The 20,495-nt window shown below is 71.1% G+C and carries 20 protein-coding genes, 1 pseudogene and 1 riboswitch; of the genes and pseudogenes, 7 read left to right on the top strand and 14 right to left on the bottom strand.

Features of this window, described 5'->3' with window-relative positions; translation table 11 throughout:
• Positions 1 to 36: 36 nt before the first annotated feature.
• Positions 37 to 783, bottom strand: coding sequence for a C40 family peptidase (locus ACYVK7_RS01785; protein WP_460885952.1), 747 nt, complete (start codon positions 781 to 783; stop codon positions 37 to 39).
• A 1-nt stretch (position 784) separates the two neighbouring features.
• Positions 785 to 981: riboswitch (cyclic di-AMP (ydaO/yuaA leader) on the bottom strand.
• 165 nt (positions 982 to 1,146) lie between these two features.
• Between ACYVK7_RS01785 and ACYVK7_RS01780 the strand changes: the two genes are divergently transcribed.
• Positions 1,147 to 2,040: a hypothetical protein gene (locus tag ACYVK7_RS01780; protein ID WP_460885951.1), complete on the top strand. Its 894-nt coding sequence runs from the start codon at positions 1,147 to 1,149 to the stop codon at positions 2,038 to 2,040.
• A 146-nt stretch (positions 2,041 to 2,186) separates the two neighbouring features.
• Positions 2,187 to 3,248: a S8 family serine peptidase gene (locus ACYVK7_RS01775; RefSeq protein WP_460885950.1), complete on the top strand. Its 1,062-nt coding sequence runs from the start codon at positions 2,187 to 2,189 to the stop codon at positions 3,246 to 3,248.
• Between the two features lie 105 nt (positions 3,249 to 3,353).
• Here the strand turns inward: ACYVK7_RS01775 and ACYVK7_RS01770 are convergent, their stop codons facing one another.
• The 4 genes from ACYVK7_RS01770 to ACYVK7_RS01755 all read right to left on the bottom strand — a co-directional run bounded on the left by ACYVK7_RS01770 (position 3,354) and on the right by ACYVK7_RS01755 (position 6,654).
• On the bottom strand, positions 3,354 to 4,049 hold the full coding sequence (locus tag ACYVK7_RS01770) for a C40 family peptidase (RefSeq protein WP_460885949.1): 696 nt from the start codon (positions 4,047 to 4,049) through the stop codon (positions 3,354 to 3,356).
• A 347-nt stretch (positions 4,050 to 4,396) separates the two neighbouring features.
• On the bottom strand, positions 4,397 to 4,843 hold the full coding sequence (locus tag ACYVK7_RS01765; RefSeq protein WP_460885948.1) for an SRPBCC family protein: 447 nt from the start codon (positions 4,841 to 4,843) through the stop codon (positions 4,397 to 4,399).
• A gap of 66 nt (positions 4,844 to 4,909) precedes the next feature.
• A complete protein-coding gene (locus ACYVK7_RS01760; protein WP_460885947.1) occupies positions 4,910 to 6,049 on the bottom strand; it encodes a PASTA domain-containing protein in 1,140 nt (379 codons plus the stop codon).
• Positions 6,050 to 6,084: 35 nt separating this feature from the next.
• Positions 6,085 to 6,654 (bottom strand): SigE family RNA polymerase sigma factor, encoded by a 570-nt coding sequence (locus tag ACYVK7_RS01755; protein ID WP_460885946.1) that lies wholly within the window; start codon positions 6,652 to 6,654, stop codon positions 6,085 to 6,087.
• Between the two features lie 89 nt (positions 6,655 to 6,743).
• Between ACYVK7_RS01755 and ACYVK7_RS01750 the strand changes: the two genes are divergently transcribed.
• Positions 6,744 to 7,853 carry a DNA glycosylase AlkZ-like family protein gene (locus ACYVK7_RS01750; RefSeq protein ID WP_460885945.1) on the top strand — a complete coding sequence of 370 codons (1,110 nt, stop codon included), beginning with the start codon at positions 6,744 to 6,746 and terminating at the stop codon, positions 7,851 to 7,853.
• A 79-nt stretch (positions 7,854 to 7,932) separates the two neighbouring features.
• Complete coding sequence (locus ACYVK7_RS01745; protein WP_460885944.1) at positions 7,933 to 8,451, top strand: GNAT family N-acetyltransferase; 519 nt, start codon at positions 7,933 to 7,935, stop codon at positions 8,449 to 8,451.
• 19 nt (positions 8,452 to 8,470) lie between these two features.
• Here the strand turns inward: ACYVK7_RS01745 and ACYVK7_RS01740 are convergent, their stop codons facing one another.
• The gene (locus tag ACYVK7_RS01740) at positions 8,471 to 9,208 is read right to left on the bottom strand and encodes a GH25 family lysozyme (RefSeq protein WP_460885943.1); all 738 of its coding nucleotides are present in this window, start codon (positions 9,206 to 9,208) and stop codon (positions 8,471 to 8,473) included.
• A gap of 81 nt (positions 9,209 to 9,289) precedes the next feature.
• Between ACYVK7_RS01740 and ACYVK7_RS01735 the strand changes: the two genes are divergently transcribed.
• Positions 9,290 to 9,553, top strand: a complete 264-nt coding sequence (locus tag ACYVK7_RS01735; protein WP_460885942.1) for a hypothetical protein — start codon at positions 9,290 to 9,292, stop codon at positions 9,551 to 9,553.
• A 93-nt stretch (positions 9,554 to 9,646) separates the two neighbouring features.
• Here the strand turns inward: ACYVK7_RS01735 and ACYVK7_RS01730 are convergent, their stop codons facing one another.
• The 5 genes from ACYVK7_RS01730 to ACYVK7_RS01710 form a co-directional block, all read right to left on the bottom strand.
• The gene (locus ACYVK7_RS01730) at positions 9,647 to 10,153 is read right to left on the bottom strand and encodes an FBP domain-containing protein (RefSeq protein WP_460885941.1); all 507 of its coding nucleotides are present in this window, start codon (positions 10,151 to 10,153) and stop codon (positions 9,647 to 9,649) included.
• Between the two features lie 340 nt (positions 10,154 to 10,493).
• Entirely contained in the window at positions 10,494 to 11,312 is an 819-nt protein-coding gene (locus tag ACYVK7_RS01725) for a MerR family transcriptional regulator (protein WP_460885940.1), read from the bottom strand.
• A gap of 64 nt (positions 11,313 to 11,376) precedes the next feature.
• Positions 11,377 to 11,700, bottom strand: a complete 324-nt coding sequence (locus ACYVK7_RS01720) for a hypothetical protein (RefSeq protein WP_460885939.1) — start codon at positions 11,698 to 11,700, stop codon at positions 11,377 to 11,379.
• 126 nt (positions 11,701 to 11,826) lie between these two features.
• Positions 11,827 to 12,186 carry a DUF3817 domain-containing protein gene (locus tag ACYVK7_RS01715; protein WP_460885938.1) on the bottom strand — a complete coding sequence of 120 codons (360 nt, stop codon included), beginning with the start codon at positions 12,184 to 12,186 and terminating at the stop codon, positions 11,827 to 11,829.
• A 73-nt stretch (positions 12,187 to 12,259) separates the two neighbouring features.
• Entirely contained in the window at positions 12,260 to 13,180 is a 921-nt protein-coding gene (locus tag ACYVK7_RS01710) for a DMT family transporter (protein WP_460885937.1), read from the bottom strand.
• On the opposite strand from ACYVK7_RS01710, the gene ACYVK7_RS01705 reads away from it, so the two are divergent.
• Positions 13,179 to 14,588, top strand: coding sequence for an aminotransferase-like domain-containing protein (locus ACYVK7_RS01705; protein WP_460885936.1), 1,410 nt, complete (start codon positions 13,179 to 13,181; stop codon positions 14,586 to 14,588). The genes ACYVK7_RS01710 and ACYVK7_RS01705 overlap by 2 nt on opposite strands.
• Before the next feature lie 87 nt (positions 14,589 to 14,675).
• Here ACYVK7_RS01705 and ACYVK7_RS01700 read toward each other — a convergent pair whose 3' ends face one another.
• From ACYVK7_RS01700 to ACYVK7_RS01690, 3 genes are read right to left on the bottom strand one after another with little or no spacing between them, the layout of a single operon-like run.
• Positions 14,676 to 16,052: an NAD-dependent succinate-semialdehyde dehydrogenase gene (locus ACYVK7_RS01700; protein WP_460885935.1), complete on the bottom strand. Its 1,377-nt coding sequence runs from the start codon at positions 16,050 to 16,052 to the stop codon at positions 14,676 to 14,678.
• Positions 16,049 to 17,329, bottom strand: coding sequence for an ectoine hydrolase (doeA, locus tag ACYVK7_RS01695; RefSeq protein WP_460885934.1), 1,281 nt, complete (start codon positions 17,327 to 17,329; stop codon positions 16,049 to 16,051). The genes ACYVK7_RS01700 and doeA overlap by 4 nt, the downstream gene beginning before the upstream one ends.
• Complete coding sequence (locus ACYVK7_RS01690) at positions 17,329 to 18,588, bottom strand: diaminobutyrate--2-oxoglutarate transaminase (RefSeq protein ID WP_460885933.1); 1,260 nt, start codon at positions 18,586 to 18,588, stop codon at positions 17,329 to 17,331. Before ACYVK7_RS01690 ends, doeA begins: the two co-directional genes overlap by 1 nt.
• A gap of 192 nt (positions 18,589 to 18,780) precedes the next feature.
• Between ACYVK7_RS01690 and ACYVK7_RS01685 the strand changes: the two are divergent.
• Positions 18,781 to 20,481, top strand: a pseudogene (locus ACYVK7_RS01685) (glycoside hydrolase family 2 TIM barrel-domain containing protein); the annotation flags it as partial.
• Positions 20,482 to 20,495: the final 14 nt, after the last annotated feature.

Genomic DNA, 20,495 nt, shown 5'->3' with positions numbered 1-20,495 from the left:
GGCGACGCCTCGCGGTGCACTGCTGGCTCAGACGGCTCAGACGACGCGGATGAACGTCGGGCTGTTCTGCCACATCTCGGTGTAGCGCACCGGCATGCCGGCGGCCCAGGCCTCGATGATCATGCCGTCGCCCGCGTAGAGGGACACGTGGCCGGGCGTCCAGACGATGTCGCCCGGCTCCGGGTAGGTCACCTGGTAGCCGGAGCTGAGCAGTGCGCCGGACGAGTGCGGAAGGCTGACGCCGAGCTGCGCGTACGTGTACTGGATCAGGCCCGAGCAGTCCATGCCCTCGGCCGGCGAGGCGCCGCCCAGCACGTAGGTGATGCCGAGGTAGTTGAACGCGACGTTGACGGCCTGCTGGCCGACCGGGATCGGGTCCGGTGCGTCGACGGAGACGACGGCGGGGCCTTCGCCCTCCTCGCCGCCCTTCTCACCGTCGGCCGCCGAGGACGCGCCCAGTGTTTCCATCTCGATCGGCATCTTCGCGTCGGCGGGGACGGTCACGGTGGGGGCGTTCACGACGGCCTGCTTGGCCACGGTGGTGAGGGAGTTGAGGTCGACCGAGTTGAGCTTCGCGGTCTTCACCTCGGTCTTGAGGTTCATCGCGGGGGCCGCGTGGGCCGTCGTCGCGATGGTCGAGATCAGAACGCCACCAGCGGCTGCGGCGATGGCCCCACGGCGGGCGACGGTGCCTGCGTTCTCCGTGGCGGTACGAGCGAGGATGGTCAGCGGTGTCATGGCCGGCCGGCTGTCACGATGCCGGCCGCGAATGGAGTTCGTCACCTAATGTCTCCTGTACCGCCTGCGAGGTCAGCTGTCGGGTTCGGGTAGGAGTACACACCCGGCCGCACGGCTACTGGGGGGTTCCGTCCGGCTTCACCCCGAGGACGACGATGTCGCTGTCGCCCGGGAAGTGGGTCCCCCGCTCCTGTCTCGAACGTCTGGTCATGAGCCGGTGACAGGATTCGGCGTCCGGCTCACGGCTCCACCGTTGCGGGGGAGCAGAAGTCAAAGTACACACCTTCACGGAAAAAGTCACGATCGGGTTACGCATTACGGTCTGACCCCACGAAGACGCAGATTTACGGCGTTCCGGTCTTCAGCGGTTATGACCGACATCACATACATCCGCTACCGTTCGGCGGCATGGCCGAAAGCGCGAACCGCATCTCCGCCTGGTGGGTGCCGCTCATCAGTGCCGTCGCCTGGTGGATCTGCGGATTCCTGCCTTGGCTCCTTCAGGCGTCATACGAGGTCACAGGCATTTCGGAAGCGTCGACCGCGGGCGGTGCGGGCTTTGTGCCGCTCCCGTTCACCGCCGACGAGCCGCTGGTCGGACTGGTCATCATGGCGCTGATCGGGGGCCTGCTCGGCGGTGTCACGGCGGGCATGCCGGCGTCGGCCGGGAAGGGTGCCGGTGCTGCGGTCACCGGCACGCTGCTGTCCATGGCGGCCACGTGCGGCATCTCCTGGTGGCTCGCGATGCAGGGCAGCGTGCCCGGTGACGCCGCGCCCCTCGGGATGCTCGTGATCACCGTCGTCGCGGGAACCTTCGGCCTGGGCGCCGGCCTCCTGACGGCCCTGGGGCCCGCGCCCCTGCGCGGCGTCGCGCTCGCTCTGCCCGTGGTGCTGCTCGACGGCTGGCTCTGGGGGCTCCTCCCCGGCCACGAGGTGTCCCCCCACGGCACGTGGTGGCTCTTCGCGGTGGCGCTCGGGATCGCGTTCGGTCTCGCCGTGGACAGCAAGCCCATCGAGCTGCTGGGTTGGCTCCCTGCCGCGGGCGTCGTCTGGATCCTGCAGGCCGCCGGCCCGGCCCTCCTGGCGGTGCAGGAGAACCTCTGGCCCGGCTCCGCCCTCACCGAGGACCCGCTGTCAGCGGCGCGCATCATCGGCGACGAGCTCGCCTCCGCGGCCGTCGTGTCCGACGGGCACCAGCTCGGCGCCTGGGTGGTCGCGCTCCTGCTCGGCGCGGCGATCGCGGCCCTCCGACTCTCCCGTGAGGCGACGGGCGAGGGCGAGCTCTCCGAGGCCTGGGCCTGAGAACCGGCAGTCCGAGCCACTACTGATTGCGATTGTGTAAATTTCACCCGCTCCAGGGCTTCTGCTCTGTTCTACGGCTGTCCGGTACCCCTAGGTTTGGCCCGGTTCGGGGGCAAACCGCCCCTGTGCGAACAATGGGGGCTTATATGAGCAGGATGTCAGTCGTCGGCGTCGCCACGTCAGCGGTGCTCGCCGTGGCGGCGCTCGTCGCGGTGGCGCCGGGCGCGCAGGCAGCGACCAGCGATCCCCTCCGGGACAAGCAGTGGGGCCTGGACCAGATCAACGCCGAGGCCGCCTGGTCGGCGGGCACCGGCGAAGGTGCGGTGGTGGCGGTGGTCGACACGGGCGTCGACTTCGACCAGCCCGACCTGGCGGGCCAGCTCCTGCCCGGCGCCACGTTCGCCGGCTGCGCGGACGTCCGCCCGTGCGGCGAGGGGGACTTCCGTGGCCCGGACGGCAGGAACGACGGGGACGAGCACGGCACGCACGTCGCGGGCATCGTGGCCGCGGCGGCGGACAACGGCATCGGTGTCGCTGGCGTGGCACCGGGAGCGAAGGTGCTTCCGGTCAAGGTTCTGGAGGCGGGCACCGGCTCGTCGCAGGACATCGCCGACGGCATCCGCTGGGCGGCGGACAACGGCGCCGACGTCATCAACCTCTCGCTCGGCACGGCGCCGGGCGGGCAGCTGCTGACGATCATCGGCGTCGACACCCTGATGCGCGACGCCATCGCGTACGCCCGCTCTCAGGGCGTGCTCACGGTCGCCGCGGCCGGCAACTCGTCGACGCCGCTGTGCAGCGACCCGGCGTTCACCAGCGTCGCCATCTGTGTCGGGGCCACCGACTCGGCGGGTGTCCACTCCTACTACTCGGAGCTACCGATCAAGCTCGACCTGAAGAGCGTCTCGGCGCCCGGGGGCTCGGGAGGTCTGAACGGGTGCGACGGCGACGTCTGGTCCACCGTGCCCGTTGGTACCGGGTCGGAGACCTGCGCGGGCGGCAGCTACGACTCCTACGCGGGCACGTCGATGGCGACACCGCACGTGGCAGGTGTCGCGGCGCTGCTCTACGGGCAGGGCCGGACCATGGACGAGGTCGAGAGCGCGATCCTGTACACCTCGCGTGACCCGCTGCTGGGCCTCGTCGGCGTGTGGACGCCGCTGTACGGGTACGGCATCGTCGACGCGGCGGCGGCCGTCGCCTACTGACCGAACCTGTCGAGGTAGTCGTCTGGCGAGGTAGTCAGGTGGCGAAGTAGTACTACTTCGCCACCTGACTACCTCGCCGCCTGACTACCTCGACAGGGTTGGGCGTCAGTACGGGCGGATGTAGACCGCGTAGTCCTGCCACTGGGCGGTGTGGCGCACCGGCGTGCCGTAGTTGGCGGCCTCGACCACCATGCCGTCGCCCGCGTAGAGGGAGACGTGGCCCTGGGTCCACACGATGTCGCCGGGCATCGGCGACGAGACCTGGTAGCCGGAGGCCACCATGGACGACGACGAGTGCGGCAGGTCGACGCCGAGCTGGGCGTACACGTACTTGATCAGGCCCGAGCAGTCGAAGCCCGTGCCAGGGGACTCGCCGCCGTACGTGTAGGTGATGCCGAGGTACTGCATGGCGATGGCCACGGCCTGGGCGCCGATGGACCCGTCGGACGCGTAGTCCGGGGTGGCGGGCTCGGCTTCCGCGACGGCAGCCTCCACCTCCGTCTCGGCGGGAGCGAGGGCCTCCAGGACGGGCTCCGGCTCGGGCTCCGGTTCGGGCGCGGGGGTGACCTTGACGGCCTTGCTCTCGATCTTGAGCTTCGCGTCCAGAGCGACCTGCACCGCCGGGGCCGCCGCGACCTCTTTGCGGGCGTCCTGCGTCAGTGCCGTCATGTCGACGCTTGCCAAACGGTTCGAACCGTCTCCCATGACGGCGTGTGCGCTGGGTGCGAACGCCGTCGCGAGAAGTCCGGACGATGCCGCGATCAGTGCGCCCGAGCGGGCTGCTGTCCGGGTCGCGGTCATCAGGGGAGTGCTAGGAGCGTGATCGGCGCGGTGTCGACCGCGTCGGACGGTGGTACTCACCGATGTTCTCCAAGTCGCCGGTTGCGCGAGGCCCGTACCGATCTGGGAATAGGGCCCGCGGTCGTGCCTCCGGTGGCACAACGGATCCGACGCTACATACGGGTTACCACCTTGTCTCGATCAGATAACAGTTGTCGTGAAGTATCAGGGTGTCCGAAACGCGGGTAACTTTTCACCCAGATGCCTTTTCGCAGGGTAATGGCCATTCTGGGGCACGAAATGACGCCCTGGAGGGCATAAACAATCAGCAGAGGAAATGATGCGACACGCCGGTATCCGGCGGCGTGTCAGCCCATGCCCGTGGCGCGGAGCTCGGACTCGGCCTTCAGACCGGCCAGCTCCGTGTCCACGAACTCCCGTGCCTTCGTGCCCAGGACCAGGTTGGTCAGGCCGGCGAGCATCCCGCTCTGGGCCACGGCCAGCGTGACCTCGCACGCGGCGTCGGAGACCGGGGCGATCTGGTGCGCCGCTCCCGTGCGGACGCCGGGCGTGCTGCTCGACCAGGAGAATCCGCGGCCCTCGGCGAGGCTGTCCACCTCCCAGGTCGCCCTGGGCAGACCAGGCTGCTCGATCTCGACGCGGGAACCGACGGCGATCGCCTGCTCGGGGCCGAGGATCGTCACGCGGGTCATGGAGCTGGTCCAGGCAGGCATGTGCTCGACGTCGGACAGGACCTGCCAGACGACGTGGGCGGGTGCCTCGACCCGGGTGCTGGTGCGATAGGCGTGGGCCACGAGCCCCAGGCTACGCCGGGCGCGAGAGCGTCCGGCGTAGCCTGCGGCCCGTGGCGACGTGCCAGGTCAGGAACCCGTGGAGAGCTGGAGAGTGACCGGGGCGCCCCAGGTGAGCAGTGCGCCGGCTGCCGGGTCGGACGAGATGACCGTCCCCTCCGGCACAGTCTCCGACGGGGTGTCCTGGAACGTGCACGTGAGGTGCGCCTGCTGGCAGGCGACGCCGGCGTCCTCGAGCGTCATCGCCGCGAAGTCGGGGACCTCGATGGCGCTGTCGGCGACCTCCTCTGGAAGGCCGGTGAACTCGGTCGTCAGGTAGATGTCCGTGCCGTGCTTCGTGTCCTGCGTCTCGAGCGGCAGGTTCCGGGCCTCGTCGAAGATCACTGTCCGCAGCCTGTCGTCGTCGGCGTACTGGTACGTCGCTGCGGTGCCCCGGCGGCCCTCCGAGTCACGGGCGTCCTGCGTGACCTCGACGCCCGCAAGGCTCGTGAGCAGATCCCACGCCGCGGCCCGCAGCTCCGGGGAGGACGGAGCCTGGGTGGCCAGGCGGGCAGCGGCGTCGCGCACCGACTCCTCGCGCTCATCGGAGAGGTAGCGGCTCAGCAGGGCGTCGTGCAGGGGCTCCGGATCGGTCGGCAGTGCTGCCATGTCCGTCCAGGTATAGGTGATGCCATGCCCCTCGAGGTTGATGTGGTCGCCGATGGCCATCAGCGCGGGGCCGTTCGTGGTGAGCTCGAAGTTCACACCGTTGCCGTACCAGCTCTCGCTGCCGAGCCTGCTGCCCAGCGGCGCCTCAGGTCCGGACTCCCCGCCGGTCTGGCTCGGTGTGCCCCGGGTCACGACATGGAAATACGTCGCGTCCCGCCAACCCTCGGGCGGTACGACCGGCTCCACGGCCGGGTAGGTGGGCGCCTCGGTCAAGGGGTCACCCTCGCTCGTCGTCTCGGGCGGCCCGCTCGGCTCCGGTGACGGACCCACCACCATCGTCGTCGAGCCGCCGGGCAGCGCGGCCTCGGGAGCATCGAGCGTGGTGGCGGCCCAGGCGCCCGCACCGAGGACCAGCCCCATGGCCAGGGTGGCGCCGCCGAGGCGGGCGGCCCGGCGCCGTCGGGCAGCGGGGACGACGTGCGTGACGTCGACGTCGATGGTCGGCGCGACCCGGTCGACCCGGTCGCGCAGAACCTCCGCGAACTGTTCGTCGTTGTTCATGACCCGCTCCTCTCTCTCGTGGTGCTGGATATCGTTCATGCCGTACCCGCCGCGTCCGCTGCCTCGAGGACCTCACGCAGGCGGGCGAGGCCGCGGGACGCCGTGGACTTCACCGTGCCGACCGAGACGCCCGTCGCTGCCGCGACCTCGCGTTCCGTGAGGCCCTCGAGGTGCCGGAGGACGACGATCCGGCGCTGCTTGGTGGGCAGCAGCCGGAGCGCGCGGGAGAGCCGGTCTCGTTCGGCGTGCTGGTCCTCCGCGGTCCGGCCGTCGTCCGACCGGTCCGGCAGGGTGTCCGAGGGCATGAGGACCTCCCGACGGCGGCGGCGCCACCCGTCGATCCGCTGGTTGGCCAGGACGCGGCGCGCGTAGGCGAGCGGTTCGCCCTGTCGGGCCTTCGGCCAGGCCAGGTAGGTCTTCATGAGGGCCTGCTGCACCAGCTCCTCGGCCAGATGGGTGTCGCCGCACAGCAGCCAGGCGGTGCGCGCCAGCGCCGGGGCGGACCGGGACATGAAGGCGGCGAACTCGACGTCCTTGCTCGCCACGACCACGACATCGATCGGCTCGGCGTTGCCGGGACTCGAGCGCCCCGCGGTCATTGACATGCTCATACGTCCTTCACGGTCCAGGCCGGCGAAAGGTTGAGTGGACCGCTCGGCGGAAATTTGTCGCTGCCCCTCCGTATCCTCGCCGCATGGCCACTCATCGGCTCACCGTGCGGCAGGCACGCCGCATCGCGCTCCGTGCCCAGCTGCTCGACGCCCGGCGTCCGGTCGACCTGGTGCACCTGGTCGAGGACCTGACCTTCCTCGCGGTGGATCCCACGTCGGCGCTGGCTCCGGCGGTCGACCTCATCTCCTGGTCGCGGCTGGGCGGCGAGTACTGGCAGGGAGCCGTCGACGACGCGATCGCCGACCGCATGCTGTTCCAGCTGCGCGGGACGGTGCGGTCGATGAGCGATCTGCCCCTCTACCTGGAGCAGATGGCCGCGTGGCCGCAGAACGAGACCATGCGGCGATGGCTTGCGGACAACGCCTCGTTCGAGCGCGACGTGCTCACGCTCGTCCGGGCCGAGGGGCCGGTGCTCGCCAAGGACGTGCCCGACACCGCGCAGGTCCCGTACACGTGGGGTGCCGAGGGGTGGAGCAGCCGGCGTAGCGTCGCGGAACTGCTCGAGGCGCTGAACATGCAGGGCAAGCTCGCGATCGTGGGGCGCAAGGGCAGGCAGAGGTTGTGGGACCTCGCGGAGCGGGCGTATCCGCGGGTCGATGCGGTCCCGCTGGAGCAGGCCCTGCGGGAGCGGGTGGAGCGTCGCCTGGCCGCCGAGGGCATCGCCCGCAAGCGGGTGCAGGGCCGCGCGGGTGACGGCGCCTGGTGGGTGGACCTGCCCGGCGAGGCGGTCGAGGTCGAAGGGGTCGACGGCGAGTGGCGCGTCGACCCGGAGCTGCTGGAACGGGCGGACGACGAGTTCGAGCCCCGCACGGCCCTGTTGTCGCCGTTCGACGCGATCGCCGCCGACCGGCCCCGGCTGCTCGACCTGTTCGGCTACGAGTACCTGCTCGAGATGTACAAGCCGAAGGGGAAGCGGCGCTGGGGCTACTTCGCGCTGCCGGTCCTGCACGGGGAACGGTTCGTGGGAAAGCTCGATGCCAGGGCGGACCGCAAGGAGGGCGTGCTGAACGTCTTCGCGGTGCACGAGGACCTGCCGTTCAGCGGGGCGACGATGGACGCGGTGCACGCGGAGATCGAGCGGCTCGCGGAGTGGCTGGGCCTTGGCCGGGTCGACTACGCCCGGAGCACGTAGGCGCCCTCCTGACCCGTGGTCAGGTGGTTGAAAGTTTCACCAATCCCGGCGGGTCCGAAATGCGACTATCATCCGCGGGGTGACGTCGCAGATGATGGTCGACCTGGTTCCCGTGAACGAGGACGTGCTCGAGGAGCTTCTCGCCCTGGCCGTGGCCGAGGCCCAGCCCGGCGAGGTGATGCCGCCCTCCTCGGGGGAGTCGGTCACGGAGTCCCGCACCACCTGGACCGAGCCGCGTAAGGGCGCGTTCCGGGAGTACCACCGCCGGTGCCGGGTGAACCGGGACGCCGCGGTGCCGGAGGTGACGTGGGCGATCAAGGCCCGGGGCCGGATCGTCGGTGCCGCACGCCTCGCGCTCCTCGACGGCGACCCGGAGGGCCGGGAGGTCGGCCTCTGGCTCGGTGAGTCGTACCGCGGCCAGGGCATCTCGCGGGAGGTGGCCTACTGGGCCGTCGCCGCGGCCCAGACCATGGACGCCAAGCGGCTCGTCGCCCGCACGACGGTCAGCAACCCGGTGGCCAGGAGGGCGCTGGAGCGCATCGGCTTCAAGCTGGTCGACCGCGGCGGCACCCTGATCGGCACCATCTCGCTTCCCTGACCGGGCCGCGGTACGCGAATCAGTCGAGGGCGAGGGCCGCGAGCTCCTCGCGCGTTCCCGCGAACACGTTCATGTCGATGTACGGCTCCACGCCGGAGTATCCGGGCAGCCTGTCCCGGTTGGAGTACTGCCAGACCGTCCAGTCGCGACCGTCCGAGAGCCGCGGCGCCCACGCCACCGACCTGATCCAGACCGGTAGGTCGGGGTAGCGGCCGGCGAGGTAGAGGTCGTACGCCTCCTTGGTCGCGTACACGATCGGCGTGGTGCCGTAGTGCTCCTCGACGCCGGCGACGAGCGGGTCGAGGATCGCGCGCACCTCGTCCGCCGGCGGGTGGTCCTCGAGGAACGAACCGTAGAACTCGAGATCGATGACGGGCGGGAGCGTACCGGCGGTGGCCGGTACCTCGGCCGCGAGGTGCGCGGCCTGGTCGGCCCCCGGGCTCTCGAAGCTCATGAAGTGGTACGCCCCGACGAGCAGGTCGGTCCGGGTGGCACCCGCCCAGTTCTCGGCGAACCGCGGGTCGGTGTGCGAAGCGCCCTCGGTCGCCTTGATCCACGCGAAGTCGAGGTCCTGCGCCGCCAGCACGTCCCAGTCGATCTCGCCCTGGTAGTGCGCGACGTCCACGCCGCGCACCTCGTACCGGGCGGCGAGGATCCGGTTGGGCCAGACGACGCCGTTGGCCACGAGCAGGCCGAGCACCGCAACGAGCGCGACTGCGGCCGAGACCGTCCACAGGGCGGTGCGCGTGAGGGGCATCCCAGGAGGCTACTGCGAGGCACCGACAAATTCGGTCGCCGAAGTGCTGTGACATTCGTGCGACCGCCGCGTCTGTGGTGCATGACGCAGACAAAGAGCAGGACCAGGACCTACGGCCTCGCCTCGAACCCCTCGGAGTGGGCAGCGCACCGCCGCGCCGTCGTCTTCTCCGTGCGCCGGATGTTCCCGGGGGTCGACGCCGAGCGTGCGGCGACCGAGGGGCTGGGCGAGCTGTGCCGCCAGATCGTGGTGCACGGTGCCGTCGACCGGCCTGCCGTCGTGTGGTGCGAGGCCGCGATCGCGGCGGCCGCGCGCCTGCGGACCGGGGTCGGTTCGCCGGCATGAACCGACGGTGGTGCTCCGCGTCCCCGGACGAAGAACCCCACGTGCGGATGTCGGACGCACAGGCCTACGGGACCTGTGCGCCCGACACGTTCGTCAGCGCGTACTGCCGACCTCTGCGACGAACCGTGCGGCGCGCTCGCGAAGACCCGCGATGCGACGGTCGGTGATCAGCTCACGCATGGCCGGGTCGTTGCCCGCCTCCGTGAACGTCGGTGTGCGCCGCACGTTCCGCGAGCAGCCGAACTCGGTGCAGATCAGCGTGCCGATGGTGTTTCCGTTGCGCCCCGCGGCACCGCCCCGGCGGGCGACGTAGAGGGAGACGTCGTCGGTGACGACCACGTCCTCGCACCACGCGCACACGCCCTTGCTCCTGGCGCGGCCCTCCTTGGCGTCGGTGGAGCGCAGGAGGACCCCGGTCGGTGCTCCGTCGAGCTCGAGCACCACGTACGCGGACAGCGGCGCCTTGCGGTCACGCCATCCGATGTAGTCGAGCTGCTCCCAGTCGAGCGCTCCGAGGTCGGGCAGGGTGGCCTGCGCCGCCTCGCGCTTGCTCGCGTTCAGGAAGGACGCGCGGATCTGCTTCTCGGTCAGGGGATTCATGAGGTATCGGCTTCCGGATCGTTCGGAGGCCACCGGCCGGCACGGCCGTCGCGACGATGCGCACGACGGCGCCACGGTCACCCTGTGCTCGGGTCACCGGGCCGGCAGGCGGCAGGGCAGGGGACGACGCCGCGCACGCCCTCTTCAGAGAGTCATGACGCGGGCCGGCGAGCTGCCCGAGCAGGCCTGAAGGGCCGCCCCGCATCCCGCGGCGTGAACCCGCATCTCTCGCTCCTCATGTGTCCGGTGAGTCGGCCGGCGGTGTCACCGCGCCCGACCCGTCGATGCTACGGCAGGGCCGCCGTGCGGTACACATGGTTTTCGACACAGCGCGCGGTGGTCATTCCCAGGTGGCGGTCTCGGGGTCGACACCGTTGGCCAGGGCGTTGGCGTCGATGACGTCGCGGAGCCAGCGGGCCAGGCCGGGTTCGATGTCCTCGTAGGCGGCGCGGAAGTCGGGGTCCGAGACGTTCGTGCGGCCCAGGCAGACCTGCATCGAGTGGGTGCAGTCGAAGTAGGCGCTGATCGACGTCCGGTGCCGCTCGGCCAGCGCGTTCGCCTCCGCCGAACCCGGCCGCACACCCGACCGCACCGCCCCGGCCAGATCGGCGTGCAGCGCCTCGACGTCGGCGGCGATCCGGGCCCAGTCCTCCGGGGTGCGGTCGGCCGCGCGCTCGGCGGACTGTGCCCACTGGTCGCTGTCGCCCCAGCGCTCGCGGGCCTCGAGCTGCCAGGACGGCTGCCAGCGCTCGCCGAAGATCGCCACCTGCTCGGCCGGGGAGAGCAGGACGCCGGAGGCGCGCGCCTCGATCAGGCGGTCGAGCGCCGCGGCGGACCGCTCCAGGTGCCGGATGCGCTCGCGGACCTGGTCGCGCTGCCGGCGCAAGGACTGCTCCGCCGAGGCGGCCGGCGCGTCCAGCAGACCCTTGATGTCACCGAGCGACACACCCAGCTCGCGGTAGACGCGCACCCGGTGCAGCCGGGCGACATCGGCGGCGCCGTACAGGCGGTGCCCACCCGCCGTGCGCTGGGACGGCCGGACCAGGCCCACGTCGTCCCAGTGGTGCAGGGTGCGGACCGTGACACCCACGGCGGACGCGGCACCGCCGACGGTCAGGCCGTCCGGCGGTGCCGCGTCGGCGGCGCTCGCATGCGTCATCCCGTCCAGTCTCGCAGCCGAGGCGGTCGCGGGCGGCCCGGCCAGGGGCCCTCGGATCACCGGGTCACGTCTCCGGCCCGTCGATGCCCATGTCCCGCAGGTGCTGCGCCGATGCGCTCCCGGGCTCGTAGGGCTGGGCCGCCGTCATGACCACGCGCGCGTTCTCCGGGGTGACCACCTCCAGCTCGATCGAGTTCCACGGTGTGGTCCGCGGGCCCGTCGTGCTGCCCGGCACCAGGTTCTCGCAGGCCGCAGCGATCTCGTCCACCTGGCTCAGCACGCACGAGAAGCTCACGGTGATCGCCGACGGGGCGTCCGGCCGGTCCGCCGGGACGAGCAGCACGTCCTGGAACGCCCAGCGGCGCAGGTGCGTGACGCCGCCGGGCACGGAGAACAGGTCGACGAACCCGAGCCCGCGGGTCCAGAAGTCCGTGGACGCGGCTCATCTCGAAGGCAGGGTAGTAGTCGTTCATGCCGCCACCCTGCCCCCTGACGTCACGTGAGGTTCAAGGCCCTATCGCGTGGTCTGGAGGTCCACGGTCTCCCGCGTGGCCGCACGGTCGTCCGGGTCGGCGAGGTGCCCGGAGCGCTTCAGCCACCACTCGGCGAGCAGCGTGAGCAGCGGAGGGATCGAGGACGCGAGCGCCACGAGCGTGCGGAACCAACCCCAGCGCAGCTTGACCGCCACGAACAGCGTGACCGCGACGAACAGCACGAACGCCCCGCCGTGGAGCCGGCCGAACAGCCAGACCCCTGCCTCGGTGGTCTCGGTGACGTACTTGAGGAACATCCCGACCAGCAGGCCGGCCCAGGTGAACGCCTCGATCCAGGCGACGATGGCGAACAGGCGGCCGAAGCGGGACATCGCGGGCATGGAGAACCTTCCGGAGGTGAGGCGGGTGCTCCCCCAGTCTGCCCGACTCCGGACGGTGCCCGGCGCAGCGCGGCTACCGCAACCGGGCCCGGACGGCTGTGCCAGCGCAGGCGATCACGGCGGCCCCGCCGAGCACGGTGGGCCACGCGAGCTGCTCGTGCAGCAGGAGCGCGGCCCAGCAGATGGTCAGCACGGGCTGGATCAGCTGGACCTGGCTGACCTGGGCCATCGGTCCGATCGCGAGGCCTCGGTACCAGGCGAAGAAGCCGAGGAACATGCTCACGACGCCGAGGTAGCCGAACAGTGCCCAGTCGAGCGGGCCACCCGTCGGTGGCTGTCGCACCATCGAGGCGACGGTGACGAGCGCCATCGGGACGCCGGCGAGCACGAGCGCCCAGGAGATCGTCTGCCACGCGCCGAGCTCGCGGGCGAGCAGCCCGCCTTCGGCGTAGCCGACCGCGCACGCGGCGACCGCGGCGAGCAGGAGCAGGTCGGAGCCGTGCAGGCTGCCGAGCCCGCCGCCCTGAACCGCGGCGAAGCCGACCGCGGCGATCGCGCCCAGCGCGGCCATGATCCAGAACGACGTGCGCGGTCGCTCGTGCCCGCGGAGCACGGCCAGTACCGCCGTCGCCGCGGGCAGCAGCGCGATCACGACGGCGCCGTGGCTCGCCGACGCGGTCTCGAGCGCGAACGACGTCAGTACCGGGAAGCCGACGACCACCCCGGCGGCGACGACGGCGAGGCGCGGCCACTGCCCGCCGCGCGGCAGGCGCTGCCGCGTGATCACGAGGGCGGCCGCCGCGAGAGCCGCGGCGACGACCGCCCGGCCGCAGGCCACGAACAGCGGCGACATCCCACCGCCGTCGACCACCACGCGGGTGAAGGGAAGAGTGAACGAGAAGGCGGCCACCCCGAGCAGACCCCACCAGAGTCCGGCTCGCGAGGTGGGTAGCGGTGACGCTGTTCTGAGGGTAGCGCTACTGTTGACTGTCATGTATGACGATAGCAGTGCACGGATCGTCGCCGGCCTGCACGAGTGGCTGGCCACCGCCGCACCGGGTGCCCGGCTGCCGTCCACCCGCGCGCTGGTCGCGCAGTACGGAGCCGGCCCGGTCACCGTGCAGAAGGCGCTGCGCACCCTCGCCGCACAGGGAGCTGTCGAGAGCAGGCCGGGTGTCGGCACCTTCGTCCGGGCGGTGCGCGTGGCGCGCCCCAACGACTACGGCTGGCAGACGGCAGCCCTCGGTCCACGACCGAAGTCCGCCCACCAGCTGGCCACGGCTCTGCACACCCCGCCCAACGACGTGATCGCGCTGCACTCGGGCTATCCCGACCGCGAGCTGCTGCCCGAACGGCTGGTCCGGGCCGCGTTCACCAGGGCGGCTCGCAGCGACGCCGCCGTCGCCAGACCCCCGGCTGCCGGGCTCCCGGAGCTGCAGACCTGGTTCGCGGCAGAGCTGGGCGGTGCGACACCCGTCGGCATCTCGCCGCCGGCCCCGAGCGATGTCGTGGTCTTTCCCGGGAGCCAGGCCAGCCTCAGCACGATCTTCCGCGCCCTGGTCGGTGCGGGCCGGCCGCTACTCGTGGAGTCGCCCACCTACTGGGGCGCGATCCTCGCCGCGGAGCAGGTCGGCGTCCAGCTCGTGCCGGTACCCAGCGGTCCCCGCGGGCCGGACCCCGCCGAGCTCACGCGCGCCTTCGCGCAGACCGGGTCGCGTGCCTTCTACGCGCAGCCCCACTTCGCCAACCCGACCGGCGCCCGCTGGTCGGCCGACCTGTCCGACGAGGTGCTGCGGCTGGCACGCGAGCACGGCGCCTTCGTGATCGAGGACGACTGGGCGCACGACTTCGGGATCGTTCAGGAGATGGTCCCGCTCGCCGCCCGCGACGACGGTGGGCACGTGGTCTACCTGCGCTCGCTGGCCAAGAGCGTGTCGCCGGCGGTGCGTGTCGCCGGGCTCGTCGCCCGGGGCCCCGCGCGCGAACGCATCCTCGCGGACGCGCAGGCCGAGGCCATGTATGTGAGCGGCCTGCTGCAGGCGGTCGCGCTCGACGTGGTCACCCAGCCGGCCTGGCGCACTCATCTGCGTGGCTTGCGCCAGCAGCTCGCCGCCCGGCGGGACCTGCTGCTCGGCGCGCTCCGGGAGCATGTTCCCGCGGCCCGGGTGGAGGCGGTGCCGCAGGGCGGGCTGAACGTCTGGGTGCGGCTCCCCGACGCCACCGACGTCGCGCGCCTGGTCCGCGACTGCGAGTCCGCCGGCGTCATCGTGGCCGCGGGTGACGAGTGGTTCCCCGCCGAGCCGACCGGTGCGTACCTGCGGCTCAACTACTCCGGGCCGAACCCCGGGGCTTTCCCCGAGGGGGCCCGGGTGATCGGGGAGATGCTGGCGCGGCAGGGCTGAACTCGTGCGCGGGTCCGCTTCGAGAATGCGATCGGGCACGCTCCGGGACACCGAACCATGCGAGATCGCATTCTCGAAGCGGACTGATCAGCCTGTCTTGGGCCCGACCCAGACCTGCTGGGCGTTCACGAACTCCCGGATGCCGTGCGGCCCCAGCTCCCGCCCGTAGCCCGAGCGCTTGATGCCACCGCTGGGCAGTCGGGGGTCGGACTTCACGATCCCGTTCACCGTCACCTGCCCGGCGAAGACGTGCCTGGCCATCGCCTCGCCCCGCTCGGCGCTGGTCCAGACGCTCGCCGCCAGCCCGTACGGGGTGTCGTTGGCCAGCGCGAGAGCCGAGTCGGCGTCGTCGGCGACCATGACCACGGCGACCGGACCGAACGTCTCCTCGGCGCACGCGGCCATGCCGGGCGTGACGTCCGTGAGCAGTGTGACCGGGTAGAACCAGCCGTCGCCGTCGGGCAGCTCGCCGCCGAGCACGCACGTCGCGCCGGCGGCGACGCTCTCGGTGACCTGGCGATGCAGGTTGTCCCGCAGGTCGGACCGGGCGATCGGTCCCACCTGGGTGGCGTCGTCGCGCGGATCGCCGACGACCAGAGCGCCCAGCCGTTCGGTGAGGAGCTCGACGAGCTCGTCGTGCACCGGCCGCTCGACGATGATGCGTTTCGCGGCGATGCAGGACTGGCCCGCGTTGATGATGCGGGACAACGCGATGACGTCGGCGGCCTGGACCAGGTCGGCGTCGGCCAGGACGATGCAGGGGTCCGAACCGCCGAGCTCCAGCACGGTGGGCTTGATCTCGCTCGCCGCCATCGACGCGACCGCCGAACCGCCGCGTTCGGAGCCGGTGAACGACACCGCCTGGATCCGCGGGTCGCGGATCGCCTGCTCCACGTCGGACGTCTCCGCCAGCAGCGCCTGGAAAATGCCGGGCGGGGCGCCGACCGCCTCGAAGACGCCCGCGATGGCCTCGGCGCAGCCCGGCACGTGCGGGTCGTGCTTCATGACGCAGGTGTTGCCGGCCATCAGCGCGGGTGCGCAGAAGCGGAAGGCCAGCCAGAACGGAGCGTTCCACGGCAGCACGCCGAGGATCGGTCCGAGCGGCAGGTACTGGACGTAGCTGGACGTCGCGTCCGAGTCGAGGACCTCGGTGGCCAGGTGCGCCTCGGCGTGCTCGGCGTAGTACTCCGCCGCCCAGGCCGCCTTGTTGACCTCGCCCCGCGACTCGGCCATGGGCTTGCCCATCTCCTCGGTCATCACCATGCCGAGCTTGTCCACGTTCTCGCGCAGGTAGGCGGCCACCGCGCGCAGCACGTCGCCGCGTTCCTCGAACGACGTGGTGCGCCAGCTCTCGAAGGCGGACTGGGCGCGGTCGATCGTCGCGGTGATCTCCTCCGGCGTGGCGGCGGCGACACGCCGCACGACGGCGCCGGAGGTGGGGTCGGTAGCGGTGAGGAAGCTCATGGTTCTCCTGTTCCTACGGCTGCTCCTGCGGCTGGTGCGACGGTGGGGTCCACCGCCTCGGCGGGCACGGTGTCCGGTTCGAGGTCGGCCACCGACGTCAGGGTCGTGGCGTCGCCGGAGTGCACCACGAAGTCCTCGTCCAGCGTGAAGAACGACTCGCACCCGTCGTCGGTGATCCGGATGGTGTCGGAGATGCCGACGGTCTTGTCGCCGTCGACCCCCCACATCCACGGGATCACGTGGAAGGTCATGCCCGGTTCGAGCACCGAGAAGTCGCCGGGGTTCAGCGACAGGATGTAGCCCTCGTCCCAGGACGGCGGGAAGGCGATCCCGATCGAGTACCCGGACCGGGTCACCAGCCGGGCGCCCACCTCGTTGTCGGAGATGATGCGCCGCACTATCGAGTCGGCGTCCGACACGGTCATCCCCGGTCCCATCAGGCTCTTCAGCTCCGCCAGGGCCGCCTTCATCCGCTCCTGCGACCGGTACATCGAGTCCGACAGCTCACCCGTGACCGCCGTGCGCATCATCGCCGTGTGGTACCGGCGGTAGCAGCCGCCGATCTCGAGGAGCACGTGGTCGTCCGGCTGGATGACGCGGCCCTCCCAGGTGGCGTGCCCGATCATCGACCGGGGCCCGGACGCCACGTATGGCATCACCGACGGGAACTCACCGCCGGCCCGGAACATCGCCGACGAGACGGCGGCGGCGACGTCGTTCTCGGTGGCCCCGGGGATCGCGGCGGCGAGGCCGGCGGCCATGCCGGCCTCGGTGGCACGGGCCGCCTTGCGCATCACCTCGATCTCGACATCCGACTTGCGCAGCCGTCCCGCCTCGACGATGCCGAAGCAGTCCAGGAGCACGCCGTGCTGGAACGACGTGTGGATGCGGTCCTGCTGGTAGGCGGGGAAGAAGTAGCTGTTGCGCTCGTAGCCGACCCGCTTGTGCCCGAGCCCGGACTGGTTCAGCGCCAGCACGAGCTCCTGGATGGCGTCGCCCGTGTCGGGGTACGGCCGCGTGTGCTCCACCCAGGTACGCTCGACGACGTTGGACTCCTCCATGGCCCGGGTGATCATCAGGGGTTCGCCGTCGAGGGGGACCACCAGCGCCTGGAAGAACGAGTACCCGGTGGTCTGGTAGTCGGTCAGGTACATCAGGTTCTCGGGGTCGGTGATCACCACGGCGTCCAGCCGTCGCTTGGCCATCCGTTCCCGCAGGTCGTGGAGCCGGCGCTCGTACTCCTGGGGCGGGAAGGTCATGTCGTCGCGGGCGCGCATCACGCCACCCCCGCCGCCGTCGTGATGGCCTTGTCGAGGATGTCCAGACCCTCCGCGAGGTCCTCCTCGGGGATGGTCAGGGGCGGGATCAGCTTGATCACCTGGCCACCGGTCCCACAGGGGCCGATGAGCAGCCCCGTCTCGAAGGCCGCCTGCTGCACCCGCTTGGCAAAGGCGCCGTCGCCGGTGTCGAGGGCCTGCATCATGCCGCGGCCGCGCACCTCCCAGCCCTGCTCCGGGTGGGCGGCGGCGATGGCCTCGAGGCGCTCCCGCATGACCGCACCCTTGGCCGCCACCTCGTTCATGAGGACGTCGTCGGTGAAGTAGTCGAGGGCGACGGTGCCGGCGACGAACGACAGGCCCTGGCCACGGAACGTCCCGGTGTGCGCGCCGGGGGACCAGTTGTCGTCGACGGACGGCTTGTTCAGGTTCATCGCGATCGGGGTGCCGAAGCCGCCGAGGCCCTTCGCCAGCGTGATGATGTCGGGGTCCAGCCCCATGCCGTCGAACGAGAAGTAGCTTCCGGTCCGGCCGCAGCCGGCCTGGATGTCGTCGATGATGAACAGCGCACCGACCTCACGGGCGAGGTCCTGGACCTGGTGCAGCCACGCGGCGGTGGCGAGGTTGACGCCGCCCTCCGCCTGCACCACCTCGACGAGAAAAGCCGCTGGTGGCGTGAGGCCGCTGGACGCGTTGCGCAGCGCGGCACCGTAGTCGGCGACGGCGGTGTCGCCACCGGGTGACGTCTCGAACGGCAGGCGTACGACGTCGGTCAGGGGCACACCGGCCCACTTCCGGAACGCGTCGTTGGCGGTGGCGGCCAGCGCCCCCAGGGTCATGCCGTGGAACCCGTTGCTGAAGGCCACGATCTCGCGGCGACCGGTGGTCAGGCGGGCCAGCTTGAGGGCCGCTTCTACGGCGTTCGTCCCGGTCGGGCCCGTGAACTGCATCCGGTGGTCCATGCCACGCGGCCGCAGGACCACGTCCCGGAACTTCTCGATGAAGTCCCGCTTGGTGGTCGTGTAGGTGTCGAGGCTGTGGGCGACGCCGTCGCTCTCGAGGAAGGCGATCATCGCCGCCTTCATCCGCGGGTCGTTGTGCCCGAAGTTCAGCACTCCCGCCCCGGCGAAGAAGTCGATGTAAGACGTGCCGTCCTCGGCCGTCTGTCGTGCACCTGACGCCGAGGCGAACACGGTGGGATACGCGCGGCTGTAACCGCGGACGCTGGATTCGGACTGCTCGAACGGGGTCATGTCCATGCCGCACCTCTTCAGGTCGTACAAAAGGGTCTGTTGTGGTCTCCTCGTTGCCGGCGCGTGCCGGGATGGCAAAATGCGAAACTTCCTGCGACGGAGGTGTCATCACCTCGGTGCAGGAAGCCAACACCTACAGCGTGAACCCCAACCTGTTCCGGGGCAACCCCCCGACAGATCCCGCCGCCTGGAGGAGACATGACCCTTTCTCACGAGTCCGTCGCCACACCCGACGGCGTCGTCGCCGCACGGTTCCGCCCGCCGGCCGGCGCCTCCAGCGCGTCGACCAGCCCGCTCGACGGGGAGTGGCGGTTCAGGCTGTTCCCGCACCCCGACACGGGTGTGGACCGCGGCGAGCGGGGCGACGACTGGGACCGCCTGGCCGTGCCGGGGCACTGGCAGCTCGCCGGGGCACCGCACGCCTGGCCCTACGGCGTCCCCGCGTACAACAACGTGCTCTATCCGTTCCCGGTGGATCCGCCGCACGTGCCGGACGACAACCCGACCGGCGAGTACCGCACCACCGTGCGCCGGCCCGCGGACTGGCCGGCCGGCGGTCGCACCGTGCTGCGGTTCGAGGGTGTGGACTCGTGGTTCCAGGTGGCGCTCGACGGCGAGGTGGTCGCCACGTCGCACGGGTCGCGGCTGCCCACGGAGATCGACCTCACCGACCGTCTGGGGGACGGTGACCACCTCCTCGCCGTCCGGGTCACGAAGTGGTCGGCCCTGAGCTACGTCGAGGACCAGGACCAATGGTGGCTGTCGGGCATCTTCCGCAGCGTCTCCCTGGAGCACCGGCCAGACGGGGGGCTCGACGACGTCCGCGTGCACGCGGACTACGACCACACGACCGGCGTCGGCACGCTGCGGGTGGACGCCTCGACGGTCGTGGGTGCGTCGGTTCCGGTCGCGGCCCGCGTGGCGGTACCCGAGCTGGCCGTCGAGGTACCGGCCGGTGAGGAGGTGCGCGTACCCGTCGAGCCGTGGAGCGCCGAACGGCCCCGCCTCTACGACGTCGTCGTCGCGACCGACACCGAGACGGTCACGCTCGCGGTCGGCTTTCGCAGGGTCTCGATCGAGGACGGGGTGTTCCTGGTCAACGGCCGGCCGGTCAAGCTCCGCGGCGTCAACCGGCACGAGTTCGACCCGCTGCGCGGCCGCGCGGTGACGCCCGAGCGGATGCTCGAGGACGTGCTGCTCATGAAGCGACACCACATCAATGCCGTCCGCACGAGCCACTACCCGCCCCACCCGCACTTCCTCGACCTGTGCGACCGGTACGGCCTCTACGTCGTGGACGAGAACGACCTGGAGACGCACGGGTTCCTCGACGAGGGCTGGGCGGGCAACCCTGTCGACGACCCGGACTGGACCGAGGTGCTCGTCGACCGCGTCACCCGCACGGTGCGCCGCGACGCCCACCACGCGAGCATCATCATGTGGTCGCTCGGCAACGAGGCAGGCGGCGGGCGCAACATCCAGGCGATGGCCGACGCCGTCCGGGCGCTCGACCCGAGCCGGCCCGTCCACTACGAGGGCGACTTCTCGAGCGACCACGTGGACGTGTACTCGCGGATGTACGCCGACAGCGCGGAGGTCGAGCTGATCGGCCAGGGCATCGAGCCACCGCTGGAGCGCGCCGCCGCCGACGCCCGCCGCCGGGCCATGCCGTTCGTGCTGTGCGAGTACGCGCACGCGATGGGCAACGGCCCCGGTGGTCTCGCCGACTACGACGCGATCGTCGACCGGTACCCGCGGCTTCTCGGTGGCTTCATCTGGGAGTGGATCGACCACGGGATCACCCGTGCCGACGCCGACGGGAACCTGTTCTCCGCGTATGGCGGCGACTTCGGCGAGCGGTTCCACGACGGCACCTTCATCGCCGACGGCCTGCTGCTGCCCGACCGCACACC

The organism is Promicromonospora xylanilytica (genome assembly GCF_054782895.1).
This window is presented reverse-complemented; position numbering and strand designations above follow the sequence as displayed.